Origin of the sequence: Thermoflexus sp., assembly GCF_042408815.1 — a bacterium.
Taxonomy (GTDB): Bacteria; Chloroflexota; Anaerolineae; order Thermoflexales; family Thermoflexaceae; genus Thermoflexus.
On sequence record NZ_JBHOQR010000019.1, the window covers coordinates 1 to 17,896 of the forward strand.

13 protein-coding genes and 1 tRNA gene are annotated in these 17,896 nt (G+C 65.4%); 4 read left to right on the forward strand and 10 right to left on the reverse strand.

Annotated elements, in window-relative coordinates; all coding sequences use genetic code 11:
- Window positions 1–410 precede the first annotated feature (410 nt).
- The gene (gene hemW / locus ACFMO3_RS06205) at window positions 411–1,556 is read right to left on the reverse strand and encodes a radical SAM family heme chaperone HemW (RefSeq protein ID WP_376789555.1); all 1,146 of its coding nucleotides are present in this window, start codon (window positions 1,554–1,556) and stop codon (window positions 411–413) included.
- Window positions 1,557–1,564: 8 nt separating this feature from the next.
- Window positions 1,565–3,442, reverse strand: coding sequence for an excinuclease ABC subunit UvrC (gene uvrC / locus ACFMO3_RS06210; RefSeq protein WP_376789556.1), 1,878 nt, complete (start codon window positions 3,440–3,442; stop codon window positions 1,565–1,567).
- A gap of 223 nt (window positions 3,443–3,665) precedes the next feature.
- Between uvrC and ACFMO3_RS06215 the strand changes: the two genes are divergently transcribed.
- Window positions 3,666–4,445: an ATP-binding cassette domain-containing protein gene (locus ACFMO3_RS06215; RefSeq protein WP_376789557.1), complete on the forward strand. Its 780-nt coding sequence runs from the start codon at window positions 3,666–3,668 to the stop codon at window positions 4,443–4,445.
- A gap of 293 nt (window positions 4,446–4,738) precedes the next feature.
- On the opposite strand, the gene ACFMO3_RS06220 is transcribed toward ACFMO3_RS06215, so the two are convergent.
- Window positions 4,739–6,337 carry a UDP-N-acetylmuramoyl-L-alanyl-D-glutamate--2,6-diaminopimelate ligase gene (locus ACFMO3_RS06220; RefSeq protein WP_376789558.1) on the reverse strand — a complete coding sequence of 533 codons (1,599 nt, stop codon included), beginning with the start codon at window positions 6,335–6,337 and terminating at the stop codon, window positions 4,739–4,741.
- Between the two features lie 277 nt (window positions 6,338–6,614).
- Here ACFMO3_RS06220 and ACFMO3_RS06225 point away from each other — a divergent pair, with 277 nt between their 5' ends.
- Window positions 6,615–8,309, forward strand: coding sequence for a hypothetical protein (locus ACFMO3_RS06225; RefSeq protein ID WP_376789559.1), 1,695 nt, complete (start codon window positions 6,615–6,617; stop codon window positions 8,307–8,309).
- Between the two features lie 132 nt (window positions 8,310–8,441).
- On the opposite strand, the gene ACFMO3_RS06230 is transcribed toward ACFMO3_RS06225, so the two are convergent.
- Window positions 8,442–9,848 carry a tetratricopeptide repeat protein gene (locus ACFMO3_RS06230; RefSeq protein WP_376789560.1) on the reverse strand — a complete coding sequence of 469 codons (1,407 nt, stop codon included), beginning with the start codon at window positions 9,846–9,848 and terminating at the stop codon, window positions 8,442–8,444.
- Window positions 9,845–10,768 (reverse strand): glycoside hydrolase family 108 protein, encoded by a 924-nt coding sequence (locus ACFMO3_RS06235; RefSeq protein WP_376789561.1) that lies wholly within the window; start codon window positions 10,766–10,768, stop codon window positions 9,845–9,847. The genes ACFMO3_RS06230 and ACFMO3_RS06235 overlap by 4 nt, the downstream gene beginning before the upstream one ends.
- Window positions 10,769–11,032: 264 nt before the next feature.
- Here ACFMO3_RS06235 and tyrS point away from each other — a divergent pair, with 264 nt between their 5' ends.
- Together tyrS and ACFMO3_RS06245 are read left to right on the forward strand one after the other, a co-directional pair.
- Window positions 11,033–12,253, forward strand: coding sequence for a tyrosine--tRNA ligase (gene tyrS, locus ACFMO3_RS06240; protein ID WP_376789594.1), 1,221 nt, complete (start codon window positions 11,033–11,035; stop codon window positions 12,251–12,253).
- Between the two features lie 95 nt (window positions 12,254–12,348).
- Entirely contained in the window at window positions 12,349–12,843 is a 495-nt protein-coding gene (locus ACFMO3_RS06245) for an acyl-CoA thioesterase (protein ID WP_376789562.1), read from the forward strand.
- On the opposite strand, the gene ACFMO3_RS06250 is transcribed toward ACFMO3_RS06245, so the two are convergent.
- The 5 genes from ACFMO3_RS06250 to ACFMO3_RS06270 form a co-directional block, all read right to left on the reverse strand.
- Complete coding sequence (locus ACFMO3_RS06250; RefSeq protein ID WP_376789563.1) at window positions 12,835–14,211, reverse strand: lipid II flippase MurJ; 1,377 nt, start codon at window positions 14,209–14,211, stop codon at window positions 12,835–12,837. The genes ACFMO3_RS06245 and ACFMO3_RS06250 overlap by 9 nt on opposite strands.
- A 59-nt stretch (window positions 14,212–14,270) precedes the next feature.
- The gene (locus tag ACFMO3_RS06255; protein WP_376789564.1) at window positions 14,271–15,170 is read right to left on the reverse strand and encodes an alpha/beta hydrolase; all 900 of its coding nucleotides are present in this window, start codon (window positions 15,168–15,170) and stop codon (window positions 14,271–14,273) included.
- A gap of 54 nt (window positions 15,171–15,224) precedes the next feature.
- Entirely contained in the window at window positions 15,225–16,187 is a 963-nt protein-coding gene (locus ACFMO3_RS06260) for an NUDIX hydrolase (RefSeq protein WP_376789565.1), read from the reverse strand.
- A 135-nt stretch (window positions 16,188–16,322) separates the two neighbouring features.
- Window positions 16,323–16,398: transfer RNA gene (locus ACFMO3_RS06265), tRNA-Glu, on the reverse strand.
- Window positions 16,399–16,440: 42 nt separating this feature from the next.
- Window positions 16,441–17,406, reverse strand: a complete 966-nt coding sequence (locus ACFMO3_RS06270; RefSeq protein WP_376789566.1) for a metallophosphoesterase family protein — start codon at window positions 17,404–17,406, stop codon at window positions 16,441–16,443.
- Window positions 17,407–17,896: the final 490 nt, after the last annotated feature.

Consider the following 17,896-nt stretch of genomic DNA (forward strand, 5'->3'; position numbering starts at 1 on the left):
GAGAATCCTGGTCTCTTTCGCCCCCCGCTGCGGTGCGCCAGCTGGAGATCCTGGAGGAGGCGGAGGCGGCGGGGCGGATCACCCGGGAAGGAGGCCGATCGGGCGGCCCTGCTGGACCGGTTGGTAGAGGGGTTTCACCGGCGAGAGGATCGGCGGGTGTGTATCTGGGGGTGGAGATCTCCGGGCTGGGGAGCACGGAGGACGTGGTGCGGGCGGTGGAGCGGGCGGGGGTGTTGGCCCGGGAGCGGGGGGTATGGTGGCTGCGGGATGGTCGGGCTTTCGCCCCCGAAGACAGGACATGGGAGCTGAAGGGTAAGGGTCAAGATCAGCCCGGTGAGAGGCAACCGGGGGTTGGGATCCATGCGATCCCTGTGTGCGGCGATAACGAGACCAGTGGGGGAAGCCCTTGCTCACAGAAACCGCCAGAACACCTCATTCCCCAGCAACCGTCCTCGCCTGGTCAGCCGCAATCGGACGCCATCCCACTGAACCAACCCCAGTTCCTCCAGTTCCCCTATCACCGCTCCATAGACCTCCACGATCCCATGGCCGAAGCGGGCGCGGAAGCGGGCGTCCTCAATGCCCTCCTCCACCAGGCGGAGGCCCAGGATGACCATCTCGGCCATCTGGGTACGGGGATCCAGGGGCTCTTCCTCCGCCATGAGGCTCTCCTCCTCCTCGATCCGGCGGATGTAGATCTTCGGATGGAAGACGTTCATCCATCGACGGCCGTTGATGAAACTGTGGGCGCCGGCGCCGAAGCCGATGTAGGGTTCATAGCGCCAGTAAACAAGGTTGTGTCGGCTCTCATGGCCCGGTCGAGCCCAGTTGGAGATCTCGTAATGTCGATAGCCGGCCTCCGCCAGACGGTCTTGCGTCCATTCATACATCTCCGCCGCCTGATCGGGATCCGGCGCGGGGACCCGACCCTCGCGGATCCAGCGATGGAGGGTCGTGCGCTCCTCCACGATCAAGGCGTATGCGGAAAGGTGCTCGGGGTTCAGCGTCAGGACGGCCTCCAGGGTTTCCTGCCAGCGATGGAGGGTCTGGTCTGGGAGGCCGTAGATCAAATCCACGTTCAGGTTGGTGAATCCGGCCGCGCGGGCCATCGCGATATGGGCGCAGGCTTCCTCGAACGTATGATCGCGCCGCAGCAGGCGCAGCTCTTCGGGATGGGTGCTCTGCACCCCGAAGCTGATCCGGTTCACTCCTAGCTGTCGCACGGCTTCCAGGTAAGCGACGGAGAGGCCGCTGGGATTCGCCTCCATCGTGATCTCCGTCCCCGGGGGGATGCGGAACGCTTCGTGAAGGGCTTCGAAGAGGCGCGCCAGTAACGACAGGGGCAGCAGGGAAGGGGTTCCCCCGCCGATGTAAATCGTGCGGGCGAGGGGTCGCCCGGCCCGATTACCGAACCAGCGGATCTCCTTCCCCAGGGCTTCGATATAGGGGGCAAACCAGCGCCGCATGCCGGCGTAGATGTTGAAATCGCAGTAGCTGCAGCGCCAGCGGCAGAAGGGGATATGGATGTAAATTGCCAGGGCTTCCGGAAATTCCATCACGCCCCTCATCCCAGCGCCGCTTTCAATCGCTCGGCGACGCCTCGCGGGAGCCCCGCCTCCATCAGGGCTTCCACCGAAGCTTGACGGATCGCCTCCAGGGAGCCGAAATGCTCCAGCAGCGCCCGGCGGCGCTTCGGCCCGATGCCGGGGATCTCCTCCAGGAGAGAGGCCAGGGAGAGACGCTCCCGACGGCTCCGATGGTGGCTCAGGGCGAAGCGATGGGCTTCATCCCGGATGCGCTGGATCAGGAAAAGGGCCGGCGCATGGCGTTGCAGGAGCAACCCCTCCGGGCGGCCGGGCAGGAACAGTTCCTCTCGCTCCTTGGCCAGGGCGGCCACCGGAACCCGTTCCCGAAGCCCGAAGGCCTCCAGGACCTCCAGGGCGACTCCCAGCTGGCCTTTCCCGCCGTCCACCAGCAGGAGGTCTGGAAGCGCCGCGAAGCTTTCATCGGGTTTCTGGCCCGGGGGCCGCTGAGGGGAAGTTGCCTCCTGCCAGCGGCGGAAGCGGCGGGTGAGGACTTCCCGCATGCTGGCGTAATCATCGGGCCGTCCCTGCACGGTGCGGACCACAAAGCGGCGGTAATGGGCTTTGAGGGGGACCCCGTGGATGAAGACGACCATACTGCCCACCACTGCGGTCCCCTGGGTGTTGGAGATATCGAAGCCCTCGATGCGCGCTGGGGGGGCTGAGAGGCCCAGGGCCTCCGCCAGCTCCCGCAGGGCCGCCTCCTGGCGATGGCGATCCGCCTGCCAGCGCGCCCGCAGGGCGTTCAGGGTCTCCACGGCGTTCTCTGTGGCCAGTCGCACCAGCTCTGCGGCCTCTCCCTCCCGGGGCACCATCAGGGTCACCGCGTCGCCCCGCCGCTGGCGCAGCCACTGCTCGATGATGGCGGCCTCCTCGATGTGTTCCGGCAGCACGATCTCGGGAGGGACCTCCGCGGCGGCCTGGTAGAACTGTTTCAGGAATCCGGCCAGAGCTTCCTGTAAATCCGCTTCCTCCAGGCCCTCGAGGACGAAATACTCCCGCCCGATCAGCCGCCCCTGGCGGATGAAAAAGACTTCCACACATGCCTCGCCATCGGCCCGGGCGATGGCGATCACATCCCGGTCGGCGGCCACCGTGGAGACCACCTTCTGGCGCTCCATAATCTGCCGGATCGCCCGCAGGCGGTCCCGCAGCTGGGCTGCCCGCTCAAACTGGAGGGCCTCTGCGGCTGCCCACATCCGGGATTCCAGATCGCAGATCACTTCCTCGATATGGCCTTCCAGGAAGCGGATCAGTCCATTGATCATCGCCCGGTATTCCACCTGGCTCACTGCCCCGATGCACGGACCCAGGCATCGCTTCAAGTCGTAATACAGGCATGCTCGCCGGTCCTGCCCGGTGATGGTCCGATCGCAGGTTAGGTAGGGGAAAATCCGCCGCAGCTCATCCAGCATCTGGTAGACCGCGGTGGCCGAGGTGTATGGGCCGAAGTAGCGGGCGCCGTCGTTCTCGATCCGCCGGGTGATGGTGACCTTCGGGTATGGATCCTGAATGGAGATGCGGATATAAGGATAGCGCTTATCGTCTTTCAATCGGATGTTGTATTTCGGCCGGTGCTTCTTAATGAGGTTCGCCTCAAGGATCAGGGCCTCGAGCTCCGAGTCGGTCACGATGAAATCCAAATCTGCGATCTCCTGGACCATGCGCCGGGTCCGGGGCGAGAGGTCGGCGCTGTTCTGGAAATAGGAGCGGACCCGCTGGCGGAGGGAGATGGCCTTGCCCACGTAGAGGATCTCCCCTTGAGCGTTCTTAAAGAGATAAACGCCCGGCCGCGCCGGCAGCGCGCGGAGCTTTTCCTCTAAGTTCATTTGGTGGATCCCGGCCTTCGGTTCCATCATCCGGCGTTCCGAGGGTGGGGTGGATGAAGCGAATCCTTCTTCAAAAATTTTGCGCCGCCTCGGACGGCTATGCCAGAATCCCCTGGGGGCGTTTTCCGCGCGAACGACAAGGCCTAGGCCGGGGGCGCGGACCCCTATGGCCCCGCGTTGGGGAAGGGGAGGCCCTTCCCTGGGGCAACAGTATTGGGATAGGGTGAGGATCGGCCCACGGAGGGATGGGGGAATGATCGAGGTGGACCGGATCTGGTTCGGATATGGCGGGCTATGGCTTTTCCAGGACTTCTCATGGTCGGTGGCCCGCGGAGAGGCCTGGGCCGTCATCGGCCCTTCGGGTTGCGGTAAGACCACGCTGCTCTATCTGCTGGCCGGCTTGCGCCTGCCTTCGCGCGGGGAGATCCGGATCGATGGGCAGCCGCTTCGACGGCCACGCCCCCGCACCGGCCTGATCCTCCAGGACTATGGCCTGCTCCCTTGGGCGACGGTGTGGGAGAACGTGGCGTTGGGTTTGCGCATCCGTCGGTTCTACGGGCCCGATGGACGCCATGCCCCAGCGGAGGCGCCGGTGACGGATATCGCCGGGCCGGTGAGCGCATGGTTAGAACGTCTGGGATTAACCGGGGTGCAGGATCGATATCCCGGGCAGATCTCCGGTGGCCAGCGTCAGCGGACCGCCATCGCGCGGGCGCTGGTGCTGAAGCCGGATCTGTTGTTAATGGACGAGCCGTTCGCCTCGCTGGACGCGCCAACCCGGGAGGATCTACAGGAGTTGACCTGGAGGCTGAAGGAGGAGGAAGCCCTCACCCTCATCTTGGTGACCCACCACATTGAGGAGGCCGTCTTCATGGGGCAGCGGATTCTGATCCTGGGCGCCCCGCCTCACACGCGGCCGCAGGTGGTGGAGAACCCGGGGGCGGGGGATCCTGCCTTCCGCCAGACCCGCGCCTACTGGGAACGGGTGGAACAGTTGCGCCGAGCCCTGCGCGTTCCGGATCCGCGGGGATGAATCCGGATGGGCGGGATAGTCCCTTTCATGAGCACCCTTCACCGATCATTTGCCCCCAATTGGAAGCTCCAGGATCGCCTCCATGCCCCGGGGGGGAGCGCCGACGCAGATAGCTGTCGCAGGTCCAGGGGTTGATGTAGGGGCTTCCCTTCCCGCGTGATCTGCAGCGGGAGCAGCAGCTCCACATAGCGGTGGAGCTCTCCCAAGCGATTCCAGCTGGCCCGAAGCGCCTCTCGCTGATCCGCCGTTCTCGCCCGCGGAGGAGAGGGGGAGCTATCGGCTGCAGGCAGTGCTCAAGGAGTTTCCCGTTCAAAGAAAGGCATGGGGGATCCGTGGGCTCGACGGAGATGACACCACGGAGAGATCAGGTTGCGGCCTTTCCCCAGTCGTTCTCGCAGGGCCGCTCGCATCACCTCCCGCTCATCCCATGGATATTCCACGGTCCCATAGCATATGGAAGCCTCGTGGCCCTTGCCACAGGCGATCACCAGATCGCCGGTCCGGGCCAGCCCCACGGCGAACCGGATCGCCTCCGCGCGGTCCGGGATGTGCCAGAAATCCATCCCTTCTACTCGTCCTTCTGCCCGTATCCCTTCCGCGATGGCCTCCAGAATTGTCTCCAGGTCCTCCGTCCGCGGATCCTCGGCGGTGATCACTATCCGGTCAGCCAGCCGTCCGGCCACGCGTCCCATCATCCCTCGCTTTTGCACATCCCGCAGACCGGCGCTGCCGAAGACCACGATCACCTGCCCGGAGGTCATCCGCCGGGCGGTCTTCAGGGCCTGCTCCAGGGCATTCGGCGTGTGGGCGAAATCCACGATGGCTAGGAAATCCTGCCCTTCATCGATCCGCTCCATCCGGCCGGGGATGCCGCGCAAGCGCTGCACTCCTTCTGCGATGGCCTCTAAGGGAAGCCCCAGGGCGATCCCCACCCCGGCGGCCGCCAGGATGTTGGCAACGTTGTAGGCGCCCACCAGGGTTGTCTCCACGGAGATCGCACCGGCCGGCGTCCAAAGGCGGAAACGGGTGCGATCGGGCTCGAAACGCAGATCTTCCACCGTGAGGTCCGCCGGTCGCTCCAGGGCGTAGCTGAGATAGCGGTCGGCTGGGATCCGCCGGAAGTAATCATACGAGGGGTCCTCGGCGTTGAGAACGGCCGTCTTGGGGAAGCCCTTGTCTGCGGAGGTTTTGAGCATTTCAAAGAGACGGGCCTTGGCGGCCCGGTAGTTCTCCCACGTGCCATGGAAGTAGAGATGCTCATGGGTGAGGTTGGTCAGGACCGCGATATCGAAATCGCAGGCGGTGACCCGATGCTGGGCCAGGCCCTCCGAAGTGGTCTCCAGCACCGCATGCGTCAAGCCAGCCTCGATCATCTCCGCCAGGTAACGCTGGACGTCGGGGGCCTCCGGGGTGGTGGTGTGGAGTCCGGTGTCGTAGACCCGATCCCCGATGACTGCGTTCACCGTGCTGATCATCCCGGCCTGACGTCCTGCGGCCGTCAGGATCGAATGGATGAGATTCACCGTCGTGGTCTTGCCGTCCGTCCCGGTCACGCCGATCAAAAGCAACCGGCGGGAGGGGAAGCCCCAGAAGGCGGCGCACAGCCAGGCCAGGGCTTCCCGGCCGCTGGGCACTTCCACATACGGGATGGATTCAGGGATCGGGACTTCCTCACGGGGTCGCTCTCCCACCACGGCGGAAGCCCCGCGGGCCAAAGCATCGGGAATGAAGGCGTGTTTGTCATGCTGCAACCCCCGATAGGCCACGAAGAGGGCACCGGGACGAACCCGGCGCGAGTCGGTCACCACCTCCAGGATCTCCGGGTCGCCTCCGGTGCGTCGATAAGGCAATGGCAGCGCGTTCAGCAACTCCGAGAGCTTGTGGGAAGGCATAGCTGTCTTCTCCCTTGCGTTCTCTATTGCCTGCTGGCCGAACCAGGGCCAGTTCAGATGCCGGAAGCATCCCGCTTGATCCCGAAAGCCCCTGTGGAAACCCGATGTTCCAGCTCTTCAAAATTGAGTTTAACATGGGCCTGGCGATGGTCCTCATACCCGTCGATTCGTTGGCTTTTCGCAATCGGCCCAGGCCTGATCTGGCGGGGTGCCGTCTGGGCCTAGCCTTTGCACTCGTTCTCTACGGCCTGCGGATGATCGAATGGGAGGTTGAAGGATGAGCAGTACTCCAGCTCGACGTTTCGGACGCCTCTGGACAGGGATGGGGATGGCCCTGCTCTCCTTCGGGGTGATCGGGGGGATGGCCTTCGCGGGTTGGCGGGTCGGTTGGGAACACGGGACGGCCGAGCGGGAGCGACGGGCTCAGGCCACAGTAGATAGCGCGGTCCGTCAGGCAATGGCCATGCTGGAAGCTGGCCAGGATGAGCGGGCGCTGGCCTTCCTGGAGGGCGCGCGCCGCCTTCGGCCGGCTGACCCCACGGTGGAGGCGGCCCTTGCGGAGGCTCGTCGGCGCATTGCAGCCCGTCTAACCCCTACGCCGATTCCCCCTTCCATCCTTCTGGAGGAGGTTTTTCAGGCCGCTCAGGAAGCTTATGCCCGGGACGATCTCCCTCGTGCGGTTGAGTTGCTGATGCAGATCCGAAACCGCGACCCGGATTTCCGGTCCCAGGAGGTCCTCTCAATGCTGCGGGATGCGGCGCTTCGTTATGGGATGCGTTTACTGGAAGGTCAAGAAGAGCGTCTGGCCGAAGGGTTATTCTATCTTGATCAGGCGGCGCGTTTGGGCCCGTTGCCGCCGGAGGCGTCTGCCGCTTACCAGATGGCGACCCTCTATTTAGCGGCCCGGGATTACTGGGGAGTGAACTGGCCGGAGGCGATCCGGCGTTTCCAGGAAATTTATGCGCTGAACCCAGGATATCGGGATACCGCGCGCCGTCTCTTCCAAGCCCATGTTGCCTATGGAGATCTTCTGAGGACAAAGGGGGAAAGTTGTCCGGCGGAACTTGAGTATCAGGCTGCCCTCCGACTTTTTGCGGATCCTGAGGTTCATAAGAAAGCCCAGGAGATGGGAACCCTTTGCCTTCAGGCGACCCCCACGCCGATCCCCGGCGCTCTTGCGGGGGCCGGCACGCCTCTCCCACCGTTGATCCCCGTCGGGCGGCTGGCCTACGCCGTGTATGAGGCGGAGGCCGGGGCCTACGCCCTTTATGTGGTGGAGGCGGGCGGGCATGGGATGCGAGTCGCCCTGGGGGCTGATCAACCAGCCTGGCAGCCGGGCGGGCGACGGCTGGCTTATCGGATCGCCGGGGCAGGGATCTGGGTGAAGGATCTGGAGAGCGGCGAGACGATGCAGGTGGCCGGGCCCGGGGCCGCCTGGCCTACATGGTCGCCGGATGGGCAACGGCTGGCTTTCATGGACGGCGTCGGGGGGATTCGAGTGATCGACCTCCGAAATCCGCAAGCCTCCCAGCGCGTGGCCTCCGGCCGATTCCCGGCCTGGGGGCCCCATGGGACGCTGGCCTGGACGGGCTGTGCAGGAGACGGGTGCGGACTGCTCATGCTGCCTCCAAATGCCTCTGCGCCCATCCGTCTGAGCCAGCATCCCAACGATCTTCAGGCCGCCTGGGCTCCGGATGGATCGCTCCTGGTTTACGCAACCGATATCCAGGGGAGCTGGGATCTGATTGTAGCTACGACCGGAGGGTTCTTCCGGGCCCTCACTACCGGCGGAGGTTGGGAGATTGGCCCCGCATGGTCTCCCGATGGGGCGTGGATCGCCTATCTCTCCAACGCGGATGGGCGTTGGGGGGTGTATCTAATCCCAGCCGGCGGGGGAACGCCCCGGAAGATCCTCGACCTGGGCGAACAACTTCCTGATCCCCTAAACCAGCGGGTCGCCTGGGGACCTTAGCGCTGGTGCGGGCGGGCGTCTTCAGCACGCCCACCCGCACTGCGCATGGTGAGGTGAGAGGTTCTCTTCCGGCGGAGCCTGGGGGCCCGTTTGGGGGAGATCCGGCCTGCGCGATCCAGGCCCCCGAGGGATTTACGGCGCGCGCTCTCGCACCCGATCCGGCCAGGGCCCGCCCGGTGTGAGCTCCTGATAGCGTTGATAGAAGCGACGAGCTTCCTCGGGCTTCCCCTGATCCCAGAGGGCGTCGCCCAGATAGAGATACGCCGGCGCGTGGTTCGGAGCGAGGATGATCAGAGCCCGCAGGATCGGTTCGGCCTCCTGGGGGTGATGGTCCTGAACCAGCAGGGCGGCGTATTCCGTCAGAGCATCCCGATAGGTCCGGGCAAAGCTCGGGGCTCGGGGATCCGCGCCGAACACCTCCTGGGCCCACTCCTCCAGTGATCGGGGACGTTGATTCCAGTCCATGGGCAGGAAAGTCCCCCCATCCAGCTGGTAACGGAAGGAGGCGATTGAGAAGGCGGCGTGAAGCGCACGCCGCGCCCTGGCGACATCTCCGGCCTCCGCCCGCTGGCGGGCCACGGCCATCCCCTGCTGGAGGGCCAGCGCGGCCAGTTCCGGATCCGCGTCGACCTCATTCGTAAACCCCTTGGCATAGGCCTCGAAGGCCTCCTCCAGTCGTCCCGCCTCGATCTGCCTCCGGACCTCTTCATAAGTCTGGGCGGCCAGATCGGTACGGGCCGTCTCCACATGGCGGAACCCTTCTCCATCCCACTCCGCCTCCAGCGAAACCCCCCGTCCGCCTCCCGACACATTGATCCACTGGATTTTCTGTTCTTTCTCATCACAGAAGACATAATACAGCCGGGGGAGTCGCTCTCCTTCGCTCAGCGAATCCAGGCCGGGGGCTTCTTGTTGCAGGGATCCCTCCAGGTCGAAAATCCAGAAACCTGCCACCACGAAGATTCGATTCCCGAACCGGCACACCCCCACAGGATTCGTCTTTATGCCGCTCAGATCGAAGATCTCCTCCTTGCTCAGGCGGTGGCGCTGTGCCACCTGCTCGATGGCCCAATCATACAAAGGATCGTAGGAGGTAGCGCCCTGCATATGATAAAGCGCGAGATAGAGCTCCCCCCGAAAGCCTTTCGGTGGCATCCCGGGGATCAGGCGGCCTCGATCGTCCAGGCACCGGCAGGCCTTGCGGACCAGCGCGAGGGCGCCTTCGAGGTGTCGCCGGGCCTCTGCGCCTTCCGCATTCATGGCCAGGCGGAGACCCTGGATCATGATCCGGTTCAGAACGGACGCGGGAAACGAAAGCTCTCGCCCGGATTCCAGGATCGCCTGGGCCGCGGCCCAATCACCGCTCTGGATCGCTTCTTCAAAGGTGAGGGTGGGTGGTCTGGAAGAAGCCGCTGGCCCCGCCGGCGCGACATTCACTGGGGCCTCGGTGGTCGGCTGGGAATCCCTCCCGGAAGTCGCCCGGGCGCAAGCAGCGCTCAGGATCACCATGCCCATGAGAAGCCATCGCAATGTTTTCATGGGTTCCGACCTCCCTGGGGTGCCCATAAACGGACCAGGAAATCACGGGTGGGGGTGAACTCCGGATCCTCCGTGAGGCGATTGAGGATCTTTTCCCGGAAAGCGCGCTGGAATTCCGGGCTCACGGCGTGGCCACTCAGATCCTGAAGGCGGTTCAGCCATCCGGCCAGGAACCGGCGCTGGGAGGGATCCCGGGCCAGCTCCAGATAGCGGTTCAGGCGCAGATCCAGATACGCCTCCACCGCCGCCTCCGGGGTTCCCGGGTTCCGTTGCTGAACTTCCTGCAAGAACTGCTGGGCCCGCCCCGGCCCCATGTTGACGGCCGTGTCCATATGCACCAACCCCAGCGGCCGGGGGAGCCTTCCTGCCCCCGATTGCTCCCAGAACTCCCGGTAGATCGCCTCGGCTTCTGCCGGCGTGATCCGGGCCACCTCCTGCGGGGGCAGGCCGTGGCGACGACGGTAGTCGTCATAGGTGGCCTGGGTGATGCCCATGTTCGTCGGTCCGCCCCGATCATGGGGGTCGTGCCCATATCCGCCCTCCCACTTGCGGATGAAGGCATAGGCTTCCTCAAAGGAGGCGGCCACCGCCGCCGTCGGGAGGGTGCCCATCGTGGCGGATAGGATCGGCTCCTGGAGAAGCCGGGCGGCCTCCTGGAAAGCATCCTCAAGTCGGGCCAGGGCCTGCTCCAGCGTCCGCGCCAGGAGCTCCACTTGGCCCTCGACCCGGCCCAGGTGTCTTGCCTGGGCCTTGTTCTCTGTCTGAAATCCCCGCCCGGGAACCGCGTGGACCGTCTCGATCAGAGCGATGCCCAACCACTGGGCGGTCCTCAATCGCTCGGCCCATTCCGCTCGCCATTCCCGCAGGCGCTGGATTTGCTGGCGGACTTCTTCTGGATGGATACGCAGGCTGGAGCTCATCCTTTGCCTCCTGGTGTATGATGGATGCGTTCCATAATCATGATAGCCATTTGAGAAGGAAGCCCGGTTGCCCGCTCCGCTGAACTTGGCGATGGAGACTCCGGATGGCATACTTTAGGGGTTAGGAGCGTCTCGGTAGGCACGGCTCGGCAGGCATGCGATGGGAGGGGGGGAGGCAGACGGCCTGGTCACCTCGCTCCCTCGAGCCTCCGTACGGCGGGATCCCGAAGGGAACGACCCGAGCGGGGAGGTTGTGGGATGTCGATGTCGATCGACGAACAGGTTGCTCTCCTGATGCAGGGCACCGAATACGGCGATGAGACGCTGCGCCGGACGATGGAGGTCGAGTTGCGGGAGCGGCTCCAGGAGGGACGCCCGCTGCGGGTCTATCTGGGGGTGGACCCGCGGACCAGCGATCTGCATCTGGGGCACACGGTGCCCCTGCGGAAGCTGCGCCAATTCCAGGACCTGGGACACGAGACCATCCTGGTGATCGGCACGTTCACCGCGCTGGTCGGGGATCCCTCCGATCAGTTGCGGGGACGGGCGCTGATGTCCCCGGAGGAGGTGGAGGCCAACGCGCGCACCTATGCGGAGCAGGCTTTCCGGGTACTGGATCCCCGCAGGACCATCCTCCGCTATAACGCCGAGTGGCTCTCCAAACTCACGTTCGCCGATCTGATCCGTCTGGCCTCTCATTTCACCGTGCAACAATTCCTGGCCCGGGAATCCTTCGCCGAACGTCTGAAGAGCGGCGATCCCATTTTCTTGCATGAGACCTTTTACCCGCTGATGCAAGGCTACGACGCCGTGGCCCTGCAGGCGGACGTGCAGATCGGCGGGACGGATCAGCTGTTTAACATCGTGGTCGCTGGCCGGAAGCTGCAGGAAGCCTTCGGTCAGCGGCCCCAGGTGGCAATCCTGCTCCCGTTGCTGCCGGGCACGGATGGCGTCCGCAAGATGTCCAAGTCCCTGGGCAACCACATCCCGCTCAACACAACACCGGAGGACATGTTCGGGAAGGTCATGAGCATCCCTGATGAGGCGATGCCGATTTACTTCAAGCTCGTCACTCGTTACCCGCCCCCACGGATTGCAGCCATTGAGGAGGGTTTGCGATCGGGGAGCCTACACCCCCGGGATGTGAAGATGGAGCTGGCCCGTGAGATCGTTTCGATCTTCTTTGGGGCAGAGGCGGCGGAGCGGGCGGAGTCCCATTTCCGCACCGTGTTCCAGGAGCGGGCTTTCCCCGAAGAGATGCCTGCCTTCTCCCTGTCCGGCCCGCAGGCGCTCGTAGATGTGCTGGTGGCCGCCGGGTTGGCCCCCAGCCGCAGTGAAGCTCGCCGGCTGATCCGCCAGGGTGGGGTCCGGCTGGATGGGGAGACGGTCTCCGATGTGGAGGCCGTAGTCGCGATCGACCGGCCGAGGGTGCTTCAGGTAGGCCGCCGCCGCTTCGTCCGTCTGGTGCCCGAGGGCCCCTCGTAAATCCCTGGTTGCCCACGGCCCCCTCCGCGAGGAGAATAGGGGGTCGCATGCAGGGTGGGTTCTTCAATCCTTCCCCACGAAGAGGTCCTACGCCTATGGAAGGGAAGCGGGTTCAGGACAGCGAGGTGGTACTGACGCAGATCATGCAGCCGGAGCATGCCAACATCCTGGGCAATGTCCACGGCGGATGGATCATGAAGTTGATGGATGAGGCAGGGGCGATTGTATCGTCCCGCCACGCCCGCCGGCCCACTGTGACCGTGGTGGTGGATTCCATCCAGTTTTGCGCCCCAGTCCACGTGGGGGATTTGCTGCACGTGCGGGCACGCATGACCCGAGCATGGCGCACCTCCATGGAGGTGGAGATCCAGGCCGAGGCGGAGGATCTGCTGACCGGGGAGCGACGGGTGACGGCGACGGCGTATTTCGTTTACGTGGCGCTGGATCGGGAGGGTCGACCCGCGCCGGTGCCCCCGCTGATCCTGGAGACGGAGGAAGAGCGCCGCAAGGCGGAGGAGGCGGATCAGCGTCGGGCGGAGCGGCTGGCCCGCCGGGAGAGCCTGGCAACCCGGCCTGCCCCGTCAACGTGAGCGCCCTTCGCCCGTGGGGAGGCTTTCTCCCGGTTCCATTGGGAATGAAACGTTAGGAGTCCGATCGAGCCATCGCATCCAGAGCAACAGGAGGAGCGCCTCCAGGCCGATGGCCATGCTGTTGGCCAGGGCCGGGCCGGAGGCGCCCAGGGTGGGAACCAGCGCCGAGGCCATGGCCAGATACGCCGCGGTGCCTGCGACGGCCGCCGCCAGCGGCCGGAGGAAATCGTGACGGGCGTAGAAGGCGCGCGCAGTGAGCTCTGCAAAGGTGTAGGTCACCAGTCCGGGCGCGAACATCCGGAGGGCCGCCCCTACGGCCTCCACGGACGCCTCCCCAAAGGCTCCTCGGGCCAGCAACCCTCGCACCAGCGTCTCTCCTTCGAACCATAACACGCCGCCGGCCAGCGCGGAGAGCGCCCCCGCGATTCCCAGGGTCCAGCCCAGATCCCGTCGCAGGGCCTCCCGATCCCCTCGGGCGGCATGGGCCGAGAGGGTAGGAAGGAGCACAACCGCCAGGCTGGTGCTGATCAGGGTCTGGGGGACCTGCATCAGGCGCCAGCTATAGGCGAGGGCCGCGACCCCTCCAGGCTCCAGACCGCCGATCAGGCGATAGCCCCAGGCGATCTGGAAATAGGCCAGCGCCACGATCAGAGCCCGTGGGATCAGCAACATGCCCACGGTCCGCAACCCTGCATGCCTGAGATCCATCCCCCAGGTCCACGGCCAGCCCCGCAACCCGGGGAGCAGTGTCATGGTGTGGAAGAAGGCGCCCAGAACCACCCCCCATGCGAGCCCGGTGATGCCCAGGGGACGAGCCAGGAAAAGCGCTCCAAGGATCGGGCCGCCATCGGCCAACACCGAGCCCAGGGCTGGCCAGACAAAGCGCCGCGCCGAGTGCAGCACCGCCGTGAGCACCCCGCTGAGCCCGAACAGAACCGTCCCTGCCCAGAGCACTCGAAGCAGGCAGATCGCCCGATCCTGCACGGGTGGGGGAAGTCCCGGTCCAAAGACCACCCGCACCCAGAAAGGAGCGCTCCAGGCGATCAGCAGCCCGGCCAGGGTCAGCGCCCCCAGCGTCAGGAGGGCCACCGTGGCGGCGAGACGGGCGGCCTCCTGCGGGTTGCGTGCCGACCACATGGTCAGCACGGGCACGAGGACCACAGCCAGGGTCCCGCCAGTGAACAGGAACAGAAAGTCCGGCATGACCATCGCCACGTCGAAGGCGCTTTTATCCGGCCCGGTGCCGAAGCGGGCGGCGATCACCGCCTGCGCCAGGAAGCCGGTGAGCTTCCCCAGCAAGCTCAGGCCTGCCACCACAGCCGCTGGATGCATGATTCGGCGGAGGAATCCATGGAGCTCTTCCGACACCGTGGGCATCTCTTAAGGGGATTCCGCAACGGGTTTTCCTATGGCGCCATCAGGCCGGCCTATTGCCCCAATCCTCGCCAGGGCTCCGTATAGAAATCCAGATAGGCTTCCAATGCCTGAGCCCACAGGGTATCCTCATGCCCTCCGGGATGGATCTCCAGGCGTATCGGGACTCCCCGGGCTTTCAAGATCTCCGCCAGCTGCTGGGTTCCCGCCAGGGCCCAGTCCGTATCGCCGGCGTCCAGATAAATCCGCAGCCCCTGTAGATCGGCTTCCTGGGCCAGCTGGAAGGGATCGTAAGCGGGCGGGGCCTGATTCACGCTCAGCGCCGGGCTATGCCCCCCGACGCTGGCGAAAGCCTCCGGATGGCGCAGGGCGATCTCCAATGCCCACACACCGCCCCGCGAGATCCCGCCGATCGCCCGGGCCCACCGGGCCCTCTCCGCGGGATAGGAGGCTTCGATATGGGGGATCAGGACCTCCATCATCGCGGCCTCCACCGATCCCGGCCCGCCGCTGGTGTAGAGATACAGATCATCGGGGAAGCCCGGTAGCACGATCAGGAAAGGCGGCCAGCGTCCGGCGCGGATCCCGGCTTCCATGGCCTCGTCGATTCCCAGCTGATCCCAGTGGGTCAGATCATATGGATAACCGTGGACCAGATAGAGTGCCGGATAGCGCCGGGCCGGATCCCCGCATAGAGGAAGATACACCTGATAGCGGATCTCCACGTTAGTGGCGGGCACCTGGACTGAACCGGCCTCCCAGCGCCCCGGCGTGCACGTCGGGGTGGGCGTCCGGGTGGGGGGAATAGGGGTCGCGGTCGATGTGGGCGTGGGCGGTGGGGAGAGATCGACCATGGCCTGCGGCGTCAGGAGCAAGGCCCGGTTCAGCGTCAGCAGCATTCCCAGGAGGATAAGCCAGTTGAGCCTTCGCGCCTTGTCAGGCATGTCCATCATTAGGTAGCGCGGATCTCCGTCGTAGGCTTTGGGTTCAGAAGGTGGAGCTGGCTTCTACCGAACCACTGCATGCGGATAACGGGCCATGGCGTCCTCGATCCGAATCCGCCAGCGGACATCCAGCGGCTCAGGGAGCCGATTTAACGGGAAGAACCCCACCTCCAAGGATTCGACGCCATCCGCCTGGAGACGGCCGCCTGTGATGCGCGCTTCGAAGCATGCGACCACCGGCTGGGAGCGATCGCCGTTCGGATAAGTAAACGTCCACGCCGGATCCGTATACAAGCCCACCAGGCGGGTCGGCTCCACCTGCAGTCCCGTCTCTTCCATCACCTCGCGGATGAGCGTCTGATCGATGCGCTCGCCGATCTCCATGATCCCGCCGGGCAATCCCCACTCCCCATTGTCCTCACGGCGCTGCAGGAGGATCTCCCCGCGCTCGTTGAAGATCACGGCGCTGGTGGCGGGGACCACCAGGGTGGCCGGGCCGACCCGTTCCCGCAGACGCCGAATGGTTTCTCCGGGTTTCCGGACCGGCTGCCCGGGCGTGCCGGTCCGGAAGGCCGCCGTGGGATCGCCCCGCCGGTAATCCGCGATCATCGCCGCATACCAACGGGGCATCGGCGGGAGCGCTTTTAGGGGGAACCACCGCAACGCCCTGGACTCCCGGCCGTCGGGGCACAGGGTGCCCCCGATTGGGCGCGTTAGGAAGCAGGCGGTCACCGGGTGGACGATATCGCCGTTGGGATAACGGACCATGAACGCAGGGGATGTATACAGGCCGATCAGTTTCCCGGCTTGGATGATCAGGCCGGTTTCCTCCGCGACCTCGCGATGGAGGGCCTGGAGGAGGGATTCGCCGGGCTCCATCGCGCCGCCGGGCAGGCCCCATGCCTCGAAGTCCGCGCGTTGCTGCAGGAGGATACGTCCGGCCTCGTCCACAATCAGAGCGGTCGCGTAGACTAGCCAGACCGGTTCCGATCCGATTTGCTGTCGCAGCCAGCGAACGTAGTCCATGCGCGGGAATCGATCTCCGAGGGTGTAGATCGCTTGGAGAAGCTCCTTGCGCCCCCGCTCAGGCGCAGGTCCGGCTGGAGGCCGGTCGGGCGAATAAAGCAATCGGGCGCGGCCTGTGCCGCGCCCGGACGGAGGTGGCCCCGGCGGGATTTGAACCCGCGATCTCTGCCTTGAGAGGGCAGCGTCCTAGACCGGGCTAGACGACGGGGCCACGGTCTTTCGCCTTTAATCTTACCGTGCGCGGTTCTCTCCGTCAAGGCGGAACGCGCCTGTCCCGCCGGGCCTCGCATGCGGGATGCCGGCGGATGGCCGTGTCGACCCAGCGGCCATCGATCGCGATGAACCGGAACGCCATGCGGCAGGCGTCCGCCTCTACCTGCATCGCCCCGTAGCTATCCCGGTAGCGGACCCGGCTGCCGGGGATGGGAGCCCGGAAGGGGTAGCGGGCGGGATGGCCCCCCAGGCCATTGACGAAGTAAAGGATCCCATCCCGCTCGATGCGCTCGTAGACGTGATCGTGACCGGTGAGGACCGCGGTGGCCCCCCAGGCGGCGAAGGGCCATTGCAATGCGGGGGTGGAGCCGTGGAGGCCGGAGGAGTAGGGGGGATGATGGAGGATCACCAGCCGCCATGGGGCATCCGAGGCCTGGAGCCGCGCCCGCAACCATCGCGCCTGGGGGGAGTCCGCGGTGATCCCATCGGGCTCGTGGGGATCGCTGTCCAGGAAGAACAGATGCACCGGACCCCAGCGGACCTCATAGTAGCGCTCGTTCCCAGGCAGGGAGAAGTAATCGAAATACGCCCGCGCGTCGGCGGTCGCCCAGTCGTGGTTCCCCAGGGTTGGGAAGAAACGGTTGCGGTCGGCGCCGGGGCCGTAGCGGCCCCGATAGGGCGCGATGAACAGATGATAATAGCGCCCGACGTTCCCATCGATGGTCCGGGCCTCGCCGCGCGGGTAGTTGTTATCCCCCGTGGTGACGACGAAATCAGGGTTCCAGCTCTGAACCAGCCGGGCGACGGCCTCAGCAGGTGGCCCGGCCTGCCCGTAGTCGCCGATCACTGCGAAGCGCACCTGCGCCGGTGGAGGGGTGGGTGGGACAGTCCCGGGCCCTATGGCCCGTTCCGCATCCGGCGCCCGGAAGGCCAGCGTTCCGAGCAGGAGAAGAGTGAAGGGAAGGCATTCCCATCGGCGCATCGTTCCGGTCTGTCCCCGGTGCATCCGCTGCGATCTCCCGGTTCGTCCCGAGGGTTTCCCTATTTTCTCATAAGGGGCCGCGCCTTATGTCTCCCCGGCGAGGCGAAGCAGCGCCTCCCGTTCCGCTTGGCCGTTCACATTTAAGCAAGAAGCTGGACGCTTCGCTCTGCACTCGGAGTCGGAGCGCTGCACTCTCCATGCGGGCTGCCGATCCGCCCTCGAAGGGGATTTGGTCAGCAGGCATCCGGCCAGGGCGCCCATGGCTCGTCCAAGGAACCGCCGCCTCTTCCAATCCACGCCCAGCATCGGTCCGCCGTGTTAGGCCACCGCTTAAATCACCCGCCGCCTGCACCGGGCCCAGCACCCGAAGCAGCCGCGCCCCGTGATTGCCTCTTCCGCTCCTCCGGTGGCCCATCGAAGACCTGCTCATTTCAATCCAAATAGTCTGCCCCGTTTCGATCAATCTTCCCGGTGCCATATATCCATCGGCGGTGGGCAGTAGCCCGCCGGGAGC

Coding starts and splice junctions, on each gene's coding strand:
- ACFMO3_RS06215 (WP_376789557.1), top strand. CDS start 3,666: ATGATCGAGGTGGACCGGATCTGGTTCGGATATGGCGGGCTATGGCTT.
- hemW (WP_376789555.1), bottom strand. CDS start 1,556: ATGGAATTTCCGGAAGCCCTGGCAATTTACATCCATATCCCCTTCTGC.
- ACFMO3_RS06255 (WP_376789564.1), bottom strand. CDS start 15,170: ATGATGGACATGCCTGACAAGGCGCGAAGGCTCAACTGGCTTATCCTC.
- ACFMO3_RS06260 (WP_376789565.1), bottom strand. CDS start 16,187: ATGGACTACGTTCGCTGGCTGCGACAGCAAATCGGATCGGAACCGGTC.
- tyrS (WP_376789594.1), top strand. CDS start 11,033: ATGTCGATCGACGAACAGGTTGCTCTCCTGATGCAGGGCACCGAATAC.
- ACFMO3_RS06230 (WP_376789560.1), bottom strand. CDS start 9,848: ATGAAAACATTGCGATGGCTTCTCATGGGCATGGTGATCCTGAGCGCT.
- ACFMO3_RS06245 (WP_376789562.1), top strand. CDS start 12,349: ATGGAAGGGAAGCGGGTTCAGGACAGCGAGGTGGTACTGACGCAGATC.
- ACFMO3_RS06220 (WP_376789558.1), bottom strand. CDS start 6,337: ATGCCTTCCCACAAGCTCTCGGAGTTGCTGAACGCGCTGCCATTGCCT.
- ACFMO3_RS06235 (WP_376789561.1), bottom strand. CDS start 10,768: ATGAGCTCCAGCCTGCGTATCCATCCAGAAGAAGTCCGCCAGCAAATC.
- uvrC (WP_376789556.1), bottom strand. CDS start 3,442: ATGATGGAACCGAAGGCCGGGATCCACCAAATGAACTTAGAGGAAAAG.
- ACFMO3_RS06270 (WP_376789566.1), bottom strand. CDS start 17,406: ATGCACCGGGGACAGACCGGAACGATGCGCCGATGGGAATGCCTTCCC.
- ACFMO3_RS06225 (WP_376789559.1), top strand. CDS start 6,615: ATGAGCAGTACTCCAGCTCGACGTTTCGGACGCCTCTGGACAGGGATG.